The sequence below is a fragment of the Streptomyces thermolilacinus SPC6 genome (genome assembly GCF_000478605.2).
Taxonomy (GTDB): domain Bacteria; phylum Actinomycetota; class Actinomycetes; order Streptomycetales; family Streptomycetaceae; genus Streptomyces; species Streptomyces thermolilacinus.
The window spans coordinates 237,965-251,547 of the sequence record NZ_ASHX02000001.1 but is presented as its reverse complement, the minus strand read 5'-3'; the positions used below and the strand labels follow the sequence as shown (position 1 = coordinate 251,547).

The window sequence follows — 13,583 nt, the reverse complement described above, 5'->3', positions numbered from 1 at the left end:
GCAGCCTCCGTATCCGGCGCCCGGAGCCTGGGGCGCGCCGCCGCCCGTGGCGCCACCGCCGCACCGCAAGGGGCGGGCATGGCTCGTCGTCGGCATCGTCGCCGTGTCCCTCGCCGTCCTGGCCGGGCTCGCGTACCTGGGCAAGCAGGTCATCAGCGGCGGCGGCACCGCGAGAGCGTTCCCCGCCGCCGAGTACCGGCTCACCGTGCCCAGGACCCTCCTCGGGGACGACTACCGCCTGATCAAGGACAGTTCGAAGGAGGTGGACGCGGAGGCGCGGAAGGGAAGCGACTACAGCGGACCCACCTGGCGCACCTCGTCGACCGTCACCGGCTCGTACAACGGCACCGCCACCGACGGGAACCGCGGGCTCGTACTCGTCGGGATGTCCGGCCAGTTCACGTCCCCGGAGCGCCAGCGCGACAGCCTGCTGAAGGGCATGCGCGAGGCCGACGGCATGAGCGAGCCGAACCCGTCCAGGACGATCAGGCCCACCGGCTCCGATGCGGAACTGGAGTGCACGGTGCTGCGGTCGCATGACGCGTCGGGTACCTCCACGGTCCCCGTCTGCGCGTGGGGTGACGCCAACACCGTCGCCTATGTCGCCTTCCTCACCCCCGCCGACGCCGCCCAGGACCCGGCATCCGTGGACCTCGACGCCACCGCGAGGAAGGTCCTGGAGGTGCGCGCCGAGGTGAGGCGGCCCATCGGCTGAACGCCCCGGCCGCGGTGGGGTGACGGCGGCCGAGGCGTGGGCGTACGGGCGGGGGCCCGGGGGTGTGGGGCCCCACGCGGTCCGGGGGTCATGTGGAAGGGGTCCGGGGTCACCGGGCGTCGGAAGGCGGACGGCTCGGGGTCACCGGGGCGTCACAGGGGGGACGGCTCCGGGGGTTTGGCGGCGGCGGCCGCGAGGGTGCTGCGGTGGCGTTCCGACCAGTTCTCCAGTGCCGTACGGCAGGCGTGGTCGAGGTGGTGGAGACCCGACAGGTCCAGCTCCACCGGGCGGTCGTGGGGGAGGGCCTCCAGGGTGTCGAGGATCTTCGGCAGCCGCAGGAACGTCGCGTTGCCCGTCAGCCGGGCCTGGACGGGGCCGACGCCCTTGTCGACGACCGTCAGCCGGATCTGCGACGTGTCCCACGCGGCCTTCGCCACCGACAGGGCGAGCCCGATCAGCACGCCCTCGAACATGTTCACCGCGACAATCGCCACCGCCGTCACCACCAGGATCAGCGCCTCACCCCGGTGCGTCCGCCACAGGGCGGCGACCGCCCGGAACGGGATGAGCTTCCAGCCCGCGTGGACGAGGATGCCCGCCAGCGCGGCCAGCGGGATCAGCCCCAGCGTGGCCGGCAGCAGCGTCGCGAACAGCAGCAGCCACACGCCGTGCAGCACCCGCGACGCCTTCGTCCGGGCGCCCGCCCGCACATTGGCGGAGCTGCGGACGATCACCGCGGTCATCGGCAGCGCGCCGAGCATCCCGCAGACCGTGTTGCCCGCGCCCTGGGCGATCAGCTCCTGGTTGTAGCGGGTGCGCGGACCGTCGTGCAGCCGGTCCACGGCCGCCGCGCTGAACAGCGACTCCGCCGACGCGATCAGCGCGAACGCGAGGACGGTGCCCAGCAGGGCGACATCGCCCAGCATCCCGAAGGCGTCGGCGCCGGGCGGCTGGATCGCGTCCAGCAGCCCGTCGACCTCCACGGTCGCCACGGGCAGGGCGAACAACTGCGTGGCCGCCGTGGCCAGGACGACCGCGGCGAGCGCGCCCGGCACCGTACGGACCCGCTGGGGCAGGCGCTGCCACAGCACGACCACGCCGATGGTGCCCGCGCCGACCGCGAGCGAGAGGAGCGCGGTGCGGCTGCCGGCGACCTCCACGACCGCGCCGGGCAGGCCCGCGATCTTGGCCAGGCCGGAGGCGGGGGCCTCGATCCCGGCCGCCGCGTACACCTGGCCGGCGATGATGACGAGGCCGATCCCGGCGAGCATGCCCTCCACGACGGACACGGAGATCGCCCGGAACCAGCGGCCCCAGCGCAGCGCGCCCACGGCGATCTGGAGGAGCCCCGCGAGCAGCACGATCACACCGAGAGCGGGCAGGCCGAACGTGCGGACGGCCTCGAAGACGAGCACGGTCATGCCCGCCGCGGGACCGGACACCTGGAGGCTGCTGCCGCGCATCATCCCGGTGACGACGCCGCCGACGATGCCGGTGACCAGACCCAGTTCGGCCGGGACACCGGAGGCGACGGCGACGCCCAGGCACAGCGGGAGGGCGACGAGGAACACGACGAGCGACGCGGCGAAGTCCTGCCGCAGGTGGGGGAATCGGGACGGCATGGTGTTCGCCCGCCTCACAGGGACTCGAACGCGTCGGTGTCCGCGCGGTGTTCCCGTACGGACCCGGTGTGGACTTCGTAGTACCAGCCGCGCAGCGTGAGCCGGCCGTCCCGCAGGCGCTGTTCGACGCACGGGTACGAGCGCAGCCGCAGCAGCTGGGCGAGCACATGGTGCTGGACGGCCTCCGCGACGGTCGGGTCGTCGGGCCGTCCGGGCGCCGGTTCGGGCGCGGCGTGGGCCAGCCATTCGCGGACGGCCGGTACGGCGCTGAGGTCGTCGCCGCGCACCAGGGCTCCGACGGCGCCGCAGTGGGAGTGGCCGCACACCACCACATCGCGCACGCCGAGGACCTCGACGGCGTACTCGATGGTGGCGGCCTCGCCGGTGGGGCGGCCCGTGGTGTACGGGGGGACGATGTTGCCCGCCGTGCGCAGCTCGAACAGCTGGCCGGGGCGGGCGCCCGTGATCAGGGCGGGGACGACCCGCGAGTCGGAGCAGGTGATGAAGAGGACCTCGGGCGACTGGCCTTCCGCCAGCTTGGCGAACTCCTCAGGGCGCTGTCCGAACGTGCGGGCGTTGTCGATGAGGGGCTGCATAGGTGTTTCCTCCTGGCGCGCCGTGACGGCGCGTCGGGCCGATGAGACGGGGCCGAGTGCGACGGCGCCGGTCAGCAGCGGAACACCTGGAGGTGGGCCAGTGCGCGGGTGGTGTTGCGGGGTCTCTCCCTGCGGGGCAGGGGGCTCGCGCCGGCCCGGAAGCGGTCATCCGTGGCCTGTGATGCGCAGGCCGTGCGGGTGGCCGGAGGGAGCAGCGGCGTCTGGGCGCCCGGGCGGTACCGGTCGCGGCCGCGCGGGGCGTCGCGGAGGACGGCGTCGGGGTGCTCGCACTCCCGCCTCTCCGTGCCCGCCTCCTGCGGGGTGGATGCCGTGACATGGACGCCGGACGCCCCGGCACCCGCGTACGGGGCCGGGGCGAGGCTCTGCGCGGGGGCGCCGATGACCAGCAACTGCGCGAAGACGACGGCGAGTACTGCCAAGGGCAGGACAAGGGGGGGCAGGACGGCGAGGGAAGCCGTCCTGACCAGCGCGTATGACCGCATGTGTCGTCCCTCCCTCCCCACGCCGCGGAGCCCGACTTCACCAAGGCGAATTAAAAGCCGGGTCAATGGAGAGTAATGTCGGCTCGGGCGCGGCTCGCCACTGGCGGCGCGGCGAACGGAGGGTTCCGACTGGAAAACGACCTGATCTGGCGAAAAAAACTAGATGAGATTCCCCCGAACGGCGTACGCCACCGCCTGGGCCCGGGTGCGGGCCTGGAGACGTCCCATCAGCTCGTACACGGTGTTCTTCACGGTGTGCGGCGAACACGACAGAGTCCGGGCTATCACCGCGTTCCCGTGCCCCTCCGCCATCAGCGCCAGCACCGAGTGCTGGCGCGGCGTCAGGCGCGGCGGGTCCGCCGCCCGCGTCCCGCCCAGCAGCTGCACGAGCGCGGAGTACGGGACGCGGCTGTCGCCGTGCCAGGCCCCGTACACGGCCGCCGCCAGCTGCGCCGGGGTCAGGTCCGGTGAGCGGAGGACCGCCCGGACGCCGGACCGCAGCGCGTCCCGCAGGCCGGACGGCGACACGGTGTCGCAGACCGCGAGGAGCCGGTCGCCGGGGCCGGAGCAGAGGGCCACGGCCTCCTCGACGGTCGCGGTGACCGCCACGGTGACCATGGTGTCCGCGCCCTTACCGGTGACCGGCGAGGTGCCGCCGCCGGGGCCGGTGAGCGGCTCGATGCCCGCCCGCCGAAGCAGCGACGCGACCCGGGCTGCCGCCGGGGACCCCGCCACCGCGGGCCCGCCCCCGGCCGTCACCACGCGGACCCGCACGCCCGTCGCTGTCGCCGTCGTCGGGGCGCCTTCGGAGGGAGCGGCCACCGCCGCCGGGGCCGGCGTCACAGCAGACCCGTCCGCAGCGCGTAGGCGACGGCGTGCGCCCGGTTGCGCAGCCGGAACCGGCGCGTGATGTCGTGCACGACGGACGTGACGGTACGCGGCGAGTAGCACAGGCGCCGCGCTATCTCGTTGGTCTCGTGGCCGTCCGCGACCAGGCGCAGCACCGACCGCTCCCGGTCGTCCAGGCTCGCCCCCGCCCAGGACGGGGACGAGCCACCGGTGCCCGCGCCGCCGGCCTCGGCGTGCTTGAGGAGCCGGTCCAGAAGGTCGGGCGGCAGGGTGCAGTCGCCGCGCGCGGCCGCCAGAGCGGCCCGTGTGAGCCGCGCCGCGTCCGCCTCGCAGCGGCGCAGCAGGCCCCGCGCCCCGGCCGCCAGGGCGTGCAGGGCGTCCCCGGGTGCCAGGCGGCTGGCGACGAGCACCACCTCCGGCTGGGACGGGGCCTCCCGGACCGAGCGGAGGGCGTCCAGCTCGGAGGGGGACACCTGATCGACGGTCATCACGACGACCCGCGGCTCGCCCGCCGCGGTGGTGAGGGCGATCTCCGGACACGCCGACAGGGTGCTCCGGATACCGGCCTCCAGCACCGGGTCCAGGGCGACGACGCTGACGAGCACGGGTTCTCCCACCGAGTCCTCCAAACATGCGACGTGGTTGCGGCACTGCACCCAGCGTCGGGCCCCGGCCCGCCCCGTACATCGGGCCCCCGCCCCCACATTTGCGCCAACCGGGGAGGCGGGGGTGGGGGATGGGATGCGGAGGCGGTAGGGGTGCGGGGCGCGTGCGTGCGTGCGGGCGGGCGGCGTCGGTGGGCGGCGGGTGGCGCGGGGCCGCAGGGGGCGTGGGTGCCGCGGGTCACGTACGGGCCTGGCGGCCGGGGGCACGCCCGGCGCGGGGGCCGGTCGCCGTACCCGGGGGTGGGGGCCGGACCCGTACGGGTGCGTGGGCGGCAGCCGTATGGGCCCCGCGGACGGGGGCGGGTGCGCGGGCGCCCGGGGAGCCCGTACGCGCACGGGCCGTCGGCCACCTGGTCCCGCACCCTGCCGGTGGGCCTGGTCCCGCACGGCTGGGTGGGCCTGCTCCCGCAGGGACTTGGAGCAGCCCGGTCCCGTACGGCCCGACGCGCCCCGCCCCCGTACACCCCCGCCCCCGTACACCCCCGCCCCTGTACGGACCCGACGGGCCTCGCCCCCGTACACCCCCCGGCCCCGGTCGGCCCCCATCCGCCCCCGTCAACCCCCATGCCCGCACGCCCTCTGGGGGCGGCCGTGGAGAATATGGGGGAGCGGCCCCCATGTGCCCGGCGCCGGGCTCTGGGAGTTTCGTTGCCGTGACTGACACCGCCCTCGCCCGAGAAGCCCATCTCGGCCCGCTGCCTCCCGCCTGGTGGGCCCCCGGCCTGACCCTGCGGGAACGGCTGGCCGCGCCGGACGCCCCCGCGCCGGTCGCCGCGCCCGGCGCCGACACCCCGGTGCCGTGGTCCGTCGGGGACGCCGCGGGCTTCGCGGGCCGCCTGGCCGCGCTCGGCGTCGGCGAGGACGTCGCACTGGGGCTCGCCGCCGAACCGGCCGGGCGCCTCGCCGCCCGGACCGCCCGGCCGGAATGGGCCCGCTTCGTGGAGGACGCCCTCACCGGAGCCGCCCACGAGCCGGTACGGGATGAGTGCGCGACCGAGGGGCCCGCCGTGTTCCTGCCGGTCGTCCGGCCGTTCGTCACCGCCGCCTGGACGGCGGTCGCCGCACTGCCGCGCACCGCCCCCGCCGCACGGCTCGGGTACCGTACCGACGACGCCGACACGGCCGCCGTACGGACCGCCTTCACCGCGCTGCTGGGCGACCGGCTGACCCGCCAGGCGGCGCGCACCCTCGTCACCGAGCTGCACCAGGCCCGCACCGCCGGCCGCCTCACGGGCGCCACCCCCCGGGAGCGGTTCACCGCCTTCGTCGAGGGCCTTCGCGAGCCCGGCGCGCTCGCCGCGCTGCTCGTCCGCTACCCGGTCCTCGCCCGCATGCTCGGCGAGACCTGCCTCAACACCGCCGCCGCCACGGCCGAACTGCTGGCGCGCTACGCCGACGACCGCCCCGCCATCGTCGCCGAACTGTGCGACGGCGACGATCCCGGCCCGCTCGTCCGCGTGGACCTCGACCGCGGCGACGCCCACCAGGGCGGCCGGTCCGTCGCGATCCTCCGCTTCGCCGGGGGCCCCACCGTCGTCTACAAGCCCCGCCCCCTCGACCAGCACGCGCTGCTCGACCGGGCCGTGGGCTGGCTCAACGGGAAGGCGCCCGGCCTCGGGCTGCGCACCCCGCGTACCGTCCGCCGCGCAGGCCACGGCTGGATGGAGTTCATCGCGCACCGCTGGTGCCGCGGCCCCGTCGAGCTCGACCGGTTCTACCGCCGCCAGGGCGCCCTGCTCGCCCTGCTGTACGCGCTCGACGGCGTGGACATGCACTACGAGAACGTCATCGCCCAGGGCGACCAGCCGCTCCTCGTGGACGCCGAGACGCTGCTCCACGCCGACCTGCCGCAGCCGACGACCGCCGGGCCCGACCCGGCCGCCGAGGCCCTGCGGGTCTCCGTCCACCGCACATGCCTGCTGCCCAGCCTGCTCATCGGCGACAACGGCGCCCTCGACATCTCCGGGCTCGGCGGCGCCGACGGCGAGGCGTACCCGAGCGACGGCATGCGCTGGGAGGACTCCGGTACGGACGCGATGCGCATGGTGCGCGGCCCGGTCCGCAGCGCCGCCGCGCAGAACCGGCCCCTCCCCGACGCCCGCCCCGTCCGGCACGCCGACCACCGCGCCGCGCTGCTGGAAGGCTTCCGGGACGCCTACGGCACGATCACCGCCCACCGTGACGAGCTCCTCTGCGGCCTCCTCGACCGGTGGGCCGACGGCAGGGGACGGCTCATCGCCCGCTCCACCCGCCTCTACGCCACCCTCCTGGAGGAGTCCACCCACCCCGGTGTCCTCGGCGACGCCCTGGCGCGGGAGTCGGTGTTCTCCCTGCTGTGGAGCGAGTCCGCGCACGACCCCGCCAGGCAGCGTCTCGTGGAGCACGAGATCGCCGACCTGTGGGCCGGTGACGTGCCGTTCTTCGCCCACCGCCCCGCCCGGGCGGCCGTGTGGACCGCGCACGGCACCCGGCTCGACGGGGTCATCGCCCGCCCCGCCCTTGACGCCGCACGCCACAAGATCGCGGCGATGGGCGAGGTGGACCGCTACGACCAGGAGTGGATCGTCAACGCGACACTCGCCGTCGCCCACGCCAACTCCGGGAGCGGGAGCCCCCGTTCGGAGCTGACCGTGCGGCCCGCCGCGCCCGCCGCGCCCGACGCGTCCCGGCTGCTGAGCGCCGCCTGCGGCATCGCCGACGAGATCGCCGCCCGCGCCGCGCACGGCGGAGGACGCGTCAACTGGCTGGGCCTGGAAGAGGTCACCCGGGGGCACTGGGCCGTCCTGCCGATGGGCGCGGGCCTGGCGCAGGGCTACTGCGGGGTCGCGCTGTTCCTCGCCCAGCTCGGCGCCCTCGCCGGGGCCCGCCGCTACACGGACCTCGCCCGGCAGGCCGTACGGCCCCTGCCCGGACTGCTGGCCGCGCTGGCCGGTGACCCCTCGCTCGGCGCCGCCGCAGGTCCGGGCGCCCTGCACGGCATCGGCGGCATCGTCTACGCCGTCGCCCGGCTGGCCCCGCTGCTGGACGACGGGCTGCTCGCCCACCTTCCCACCGCGCTCGACGCCCTGGAACGCGCCGCGTGCGGTGACGACCCGGCGGGCGACGCGGCCGGGCAGCCCGACGGCTCCGACGACGTGCCCGCCGGTCTCGCGGACGGTCTCGCCGGGGCGCTCGCCGCCACCCTCGCCGCGCACCGCACCGGCGCGGCGCCCGGCGCCGCCGCCCTGGCCCACCGGCTGGCCGGTCGGCTGGCCGGTGCGGTGGCGAAGCCGTCCGGCGACCCGGGATTCGCCCATGGCGACGCCGGGACGGGGTGGGCGCTGCTACGGTTCGCGGCCGTCACGCCCACGGGCCCGGCCGGCTCCGCGGGGCCCGCCCCGGAGTCGTACGCCTCCCTCGGTACGACCCTGCTGCGCTCCGCTCTCGTGGGCGCCCCGCACCGGGCGGGCGGAGACCTCGGCTGGTACGCGGGCCTGACCGGCACCGCCCTCGCCGCCCTGGACGCGCTGCCGCCCGCCGACACCGCGGGCCACGCCGACCGGTGGGTGCGGCGCCTGGACGGCGCCGCTCCCGCGGCCGACCTGAGCCTTCGTCACGGGAGCCCCGGCTCCCTGGAGCTGCTCGCCGCGCTCGCCGAGCGCGGCCACGACCGGGCGCGGGACGCGCTGACGCGCCGCACCGGCGAGGTGCTCGGCGGACTCGAACAGTACGGCCACCGCTGCGGCACCCCCGGCCACGTACCGTCCCCCGGCCTCCTCACCGGCCTCTCCGGCATCGGCCACCAACTGCTCAGGCTGGCCCACCTCGACGAGGTCCCCTCCGTCCTCCTCCTCGACACCCACCCGCGCGGCTGACCACCACCGGCCGCCCGGCACACCGCACCGCCCTCCTCACCCTCCTCCCGTCAGCAGAAAGGGACCACTGCCATGCAGAACACCCCCGCCACCGCCGCGTCCGCCGCCGCCGCCGAGGAGAACTCCGGGGCCGCCGCCACCGCCCGCACCGCCGACCCGGCCGGCGGGATCGCCCTCTCCGGCCGCAACCGCGCCTGCGCCCGCGCCCGCGCCCTGTCCGGCCTGGTCCTCACCAGCGGCATCGTCATCACGCTCAGCTCGTTCGACACCAGCGTCTCCCTGCCGAACGTGCACGGCTGAGACGGGTGCCGCCCCCGCCGCCCCGACGGGCAGGCGGGGGCGGGGGACTTCCGCAACCGTTGACCGGTTCGTGGCGCCGAGCACTAGCATGCGCTCATGCGTTCACATGTTCCGCACATCGTCGGACGTGACCCTCATTTACGGGAACTCGCCCGTGCCCTGACCGACGCGTGCGCCCAGCGCGGGCGGGGCGTGTTCCTGGTCGGCGAAGCGGGCATCGGCAAGACCCGGCTCGCCGCCGAAGCGGTCGGCATGGCCGTGGACAACGGGATGCGCGTACTGCGGGGCCGGTCCACCACCACCGGCCCCGCCGTCCCGTTCCGGCCGCTCACCGAGGCCCTTATGTCGCTGTTCCGCGGCGGCGAACCCCTCGACGACCTGCCGCTCGGCCCCTACCGGCCCGTCCTCGGGCGCCTCATCCCCGACTGGGGAGGCGACGTCCAGGCCGGCAGCTCCATGATCGTCCTCGGCGAGGCGGTGCTGCGGCTGCTCATCGCCACCGGCAAGGACCGCGGCACCCTGCTCCTCCTGGAGGACCTGCACGACGCCGACCCCGAGACGCTCGCCGTGGTCGAGTACCTGGTGGACAACCTCGACCAGGCGCCCGTCGTCCTGCTCGCCACCATCCGCACCGAGCCCTGCGACGCCCTCGACCTCGCCGAGTCGGCCCGCTGGCGGCGCGTCGGCACCACCCTCGACCTGGCGTCCCTCACCCGCGCCGAGGTGTGCGCCCTCGCCGCCTCCCAGCTCGGCACCGACGCCGAAGGGGTCCCCGAAGCCGCGCTCGACCGGTTGTGGGAGGACAGCGCGGGCAGCCCGCTCCTCGTCGAGGAACGCCTCCAGTCGATGATCACCAGCGGGTCGCTCGTCAACGGCGACGACGGCTGGAAGGTCGTGGGCGACCTCCGCGGCGACGTCTCCACCTCCATGGCCAAGGGCCTCCTCCAGCGGATCGACCGGCTCGGCCCCCAGGGCCGCGACCTCTTCTCCGCGGCCGCCGTCATCGGCCGCCGCTTCCCCCTCACCGTCCTCCAGGACGTGACCGGCGTCGACGACCGGGAACTCCTCAGCCACCTCCACGCCGGAGTCGCCTCCCGCCTCGTCGTCCCCGACGAACCCGCACCCGACTGGTACGCGTTCCGCCACCCGCTCACCGTCGAGGCGCTGTTCACCCAGCTCACCCCCGGCCGCCGCGCGGAACTAGCGGGCCGCGCCGCCGCCGCCGTGCAGGCCCTCCACCCTGGACTGGAGGGCGACTGGTGCCAGCTCGCCGCCGGGCTCCGCTCCGAGGAGGGCGACGTCACCGAGGCCGGGCGGCTGTACGCGGAGGCCGGGCGCCGCGCCCTGGCCGCCGGGGCGATCAGCTCCGCCGTCACTCTGCTCTCCCGCGCCGAACGGCTCCTCGCCGACAGCGGCGACGCCACCCGCCGCGCCGAGGTCCTGGAGACCCTGCTGCCCGCGCTCGCCGAGACCGGCGACTTCGACCGGGCGTTCAGCCTCGCCCGCGAACTCAACGCGCTCGCCGGCACCGACCTGACGGTCTCCCGCCTCGCCGCCCTGCACACCCGCCTCGCCAAGGTCGCCCACACCGCCGGCCGCTGGGAGGACGGCAACCGTGCCATCGCCCACGCCCGCGCCCTGCTGCGGCGCGGCCCCGACGAGCGGGCCGGTGCCCTCGTGGATGTCGCCGCTGCCTACCTGGCCCTCGACACGCCCGGCCCCGACTGCACCCAGCAGGCCGAGAAACTCGCCCGCGCCGCCCTCCAGGCCGCCGAGCGCCACGCCCTGCCCTCCGCCGTCTGCCAGGCGTGGGAACTCCTCGCCACCCTCGCCCGCGAACGGGACTTCGACGAGTCGACCGCCCTCCTGGAGTCCGCCCTCCTCACCGCCGAGCAGCACCGCCTGCCCCTCCAGCGCATGTACGCCCTCACCCGCATCGGCGGCAACAACTGGCTCACCGACGGCAGCACGGCCCCGCTGCTCGCCGCCCGCGACGAGGCGCTGCGGGTCGGCTCGGCCACCATCGTCCACACGATCGACGGCATCCTCGTCCTCGACGCCGTCCTGCGCGGCGACTTCGACACGGCCCGCCGCGCGGGCGACGAGTGCCTCGCCGTCGTCCAGCGCCTCCGCCTCGCCCCCGCCAGCCGGTACGTGCTGATGGCCCAGGCGACGCTCGCCGCCCACCAGGCAGACCGGGCCGCCATGGACCGGGCGCTGGCCGCGTTCGCCGAGTGGGACGGCGCCGGGTCGCAGGAGGAGCCCCTGACGCTCGGGCTCGCCCGCGCGTTCTGCGCCCTCATGGAGGAGGACCGCGACGGCGCCGTACGGGCCCTGCGGGACGTGACCGACCTGGAGCACGCCAACCCCAGCACGTACTACCTGAGCGGCCGGTACGGCATCGGCGTCCTCCTCGACGTGCTGGCCGGGGACGCCGGGCGCGCCCAACAGGAGGAGATCGCCGCGACCGCGCCCGGACGCATGCGGTGGAACCGCCAGTTCGTGCTGTTCGCCGACGCCGTGCTGCTCGGCCGCGAGGGCCGCGCCGACGAGGCCGGTGCCGCCGCCACCGAGGCGCTGCGGGTCGCGGAGCCGTACCCGACGGCGCTGCACCTGGCGCTGCGGCTGCTGTCCGAGGACGCCCACGCGCACGGCTGGGGCGAGCCGGTCGCCTGGCTGCGCCGCGCCGAGCACCACTTCCACCAGACCTCCGTGCCCTCCGTCACCAACGCCTGCCGCGCCGCCCTGCGCAGGCTCGGCGCCCCCGTCCACCAGCACCGCAGCGGCAGCAGCCGCATCCCCGAGGAGCTGCGCGCGCTGGGGATCACGGTCCGCGAGTACGAGGTGTTCCAGCTGCTCCCGGAGCGGCTCGGCAACAGGGAGATCGCCGACCGGCTCTACATCTCGCCCCGCACGGTGGAGAAGCACATCGCCAGCCTGGGCACGAAGACCGGCCGCACCAACCGGGCGGCGCTGTGCGAGTTCTCGGTGTCGTTCGCGTCCTGAGGGCTCCGTTCCCGCCGAGGCCCGCGGCGCGGTTCTGGTGCGGCCGGCCGGTGCGGCCGTGCGCCCGCCGACGAGCGCGGTGACCGGTCGCGCGGGCGTACGGCCCCGGGTACGGCCGCGCGGACCGTACGGCCCCCGCTCGGGGGCGTACGGTCCGCGGTGCCGGGTACCGGGGCGCGGCCCCGCTCAGCGCATCTCCCGCACCGTCCGCGAGGCGAGGACCCCCAGGGCCGTCAGGGTCAGGATCACCGCCGTCAGCGCGAACATCGGCGCCGTGCCCGACTGGGCGAGCGCCCCGCACACGACGAGCGACAGCGGCGCGACGGCGTACCCGAGGACCATGTCCACGGAGATCACCCGGCTCAGCACCGACCCGTCGATGTTCCGCTGGATCCAGCTGACGCCGAACACGCCCTGGAAGCCGATGCCGAAGCCCATCATCAGGACCGTGCCGAGTGCGGCCGCCGTGTTGCCGACCGTCCCGAGGACGCCCATGCCGACGGCGAGCCACCCGGCCAGCGCGGCGATCAGCAGCCCGACGCGCGGCCTGCCGCCCACCATCCCGCCGGTCAGGGCGCCGAGCATCGCCCCGCCCGCCAGGGCCCCGTTGAGCAGACCCAGCGTCGTGGAGCCGCCCTCCAGGTCGATCTTCGCCAGCGTCGCGAAGCCCACCGTGAAGGGCCCCGAGTGGCAGAACGTCACCGCCATGTCCACCACGAGGACCGTGCGGATGCGCGGGTCCTCCCACGCGTAGCGCAGGCCCTCCCGGATGCGGGCCCCCAGCGAGGCGGCGGGAGCGGCCGCCCCGCCCGCGTCACCGCCCTCCTTCGGCTCCGGGGGCAGCGTCCGGATGCTCGCCACGCACAGCCCGCACAGCGCGAAACAGACACCGTCCACGAGGAACGCGACCGGCGCGTCCGCCACCGCCACCACCAGACCGCCCACCGCAGGGCCCAGCACGGCCGACACCTTCGCGCCCACCCCCAGCAGGGCGTTCGCGGGCGCCAGCGTCTCCTTCCCGACGACCGTCGGCAGGATGGACGCCCTGGCCGGCTGGAAGAACGCGTCCACCGCGCCGAACAGCGCCGCGGCCACGCACAGCATCCACACCGTCAGGGACCCGGCGAGGCCCAGGAAGCCCACCGTCACCATCAGGGCGGCCCGCGCCCAGCTGGAGAACGCCATCAGCGTCCGGCTGGACCAGGTGTCGCTGAGCGACCCGCCGACCAGCGTCAGCACCGCCCTGGGCACCGCCTGGAACGCCAGCACGTACCCGAGGCTCAGCGTCGAGCCGGTGAGGTTCAGTGTGATCCACGAGAACGCGATGTAGCTGAAGCCGTCCCCGAGCAGGGACAGGGACTGCCCCATCCACAGCAGCCGGAACGACCGCTGCCGGGCGGGGGACCAGAGCCGCGCCCCGGCGCTGGTCAGAGTGTTCGCCATGTCGAACCCTTCGTCACGCCGCCGTGCGGG

General features: G+C 75.8%; 10 protein-coding genes. 4 read left to right on the top strand and 6 right to left on the bottom strand.

Annotated elements, in window-relative coordinates; genetic code table 11:
• The first annotated feature begins 46 nt into the window (after positions 1–46).
• Complete coding sequence (locus tag J116_RS01165; protein ID WP_051204008.1) at positions 47–715, top strand: hypothetical protein; 669 nt, start codon at positions 47–49, stop codon at positions 713–715.
• A gap of 152 nt (positions 716–867) precedes the next feature.
• Here the strand turns inward: J116_RS01165 and J116_RS01160 are convergent, their stop codons facing one another.
• The 5 genes from J116_RS01160 to J116_RS30580 form a co-directional block, all read right to left on the bottom strand.
• On the bottom strand, positions 868–2,337 hold the full coding sequence (locus J116_RS01160) for a SulP family inorganic anion transporter (protein WP_028964802.1): 1,470 nt from the start codon (positions 2,335–2,337) through the stop codon (positions 868–870).
• A gap of 14 nt (positions 2,338–2,351) precedes the next feature.
• Positions 2,352–2,933, bottom strand: a complete 582-nt coding sequence (locus J116_RS01155; protein ID WP_023591203.1) for a carbonic anhydrase — start codon at positions 2,931–2,933, stop codon at positions 2,352–2,354.
• Positions 2,934–3,004: 71 nt separating this feature from the next.
• Positions 3,005–3,436 carry a hypothetical protein gene (locus tag J116_RS28980; RefSeq protein WP_023591204.1) on the bottom strand — a complete coding sequence of 144 codons (432 nt, stop codon included), beginning with the start codon at positions 3,434–3,436 and terminating at the stop codon, positions 3,005–3,007.
• A 159-nt stretch (positions 3,437–3,595) separates the two neighbouring features.
• A complete protein-coding gene (locus J116_RS01145; protein ID WP_099048200.1) occupies positions 3,596–4,210 on the bottom strand; it encodes a helix-turn-helix transcriptional regulator in 615 nt (204 codons plus the stop codon).
• Between the two features lie 65 nt (positions 4,211–4,275).
• Positions 4,276–4,902 carry a helix-turn-helix transcriptional regulator gene (locus tag J116_RS30580; RefSeq protein WP_028964804.1) on the bottom strand — a complete coding sequence of 209 codons (627 nt, stop codon included), beginning with the start codon at positions 4,900–4,902 and terminating at the stop codon, positions 4,276–4,278.
• Between the two features lie 701 nt (positions 4,903–5,603).
• Here J116_RS30580 and J116_RS01135 point away from each other — a divergent pair.
• From J116_RS01135 to J116_RS01125, 3 genes are all read left to right on the top strand, one after another.
• Complete coding sequence (locus tag J116_RS01135; RefSeq protein WP_023591207.1) at positions 5,604–8,804, top strand: type 2 lanthipeptide synthetase LanM family protein; 3,201 nt, start codon at positions 5,604–5,606, stop codon at positions 8,802–8,804.
• 72 nt (positions 8,805–8,876) lie between these two features.
• Positions 8,877–9,104: a hypothetical protein gene (locus J116_RS01130; RefSeq protein WP_023591208.1), complete on the top strand. Its 228-nt coding sequence runs from the start codon at positions 8,877–8,879 to the stop codon at positions 9,102–9,104.
• Positions 9,105–9,200: 96 nt separating this feature from the next.
• Positions 9,201–12,110 (top strand): helix-turn-helix transcriptional regulator, encoded by a 2,910-nt coding sequence (locus J116_RS01125; RefSeq protein WP_028964806.1) that lies wholly within the window; start codon positions 9,201–9,203, stop codon positions 12,108–12,110.
• Between the two features lie 186 nt (positions 12,111–12,296).
• Here the strand turns inward: J116_RS01125 and J116_RS01120 are convergent, their stop codons facing one another.
• Positions 12,297–13,553 carry an MFS transporter gene (locus J116_RS01120; protein WP_023591210.1) on the bottom strand — a complete coding sequence of 419 codons (1,257 nt, stop codon included), beginning with the start codon at positions 13,551–13,553 and terminating at the stop codon, positions 12,297–12,299.
• Positions 13,554–13,583: the final 30 nt, after the last annotated feature.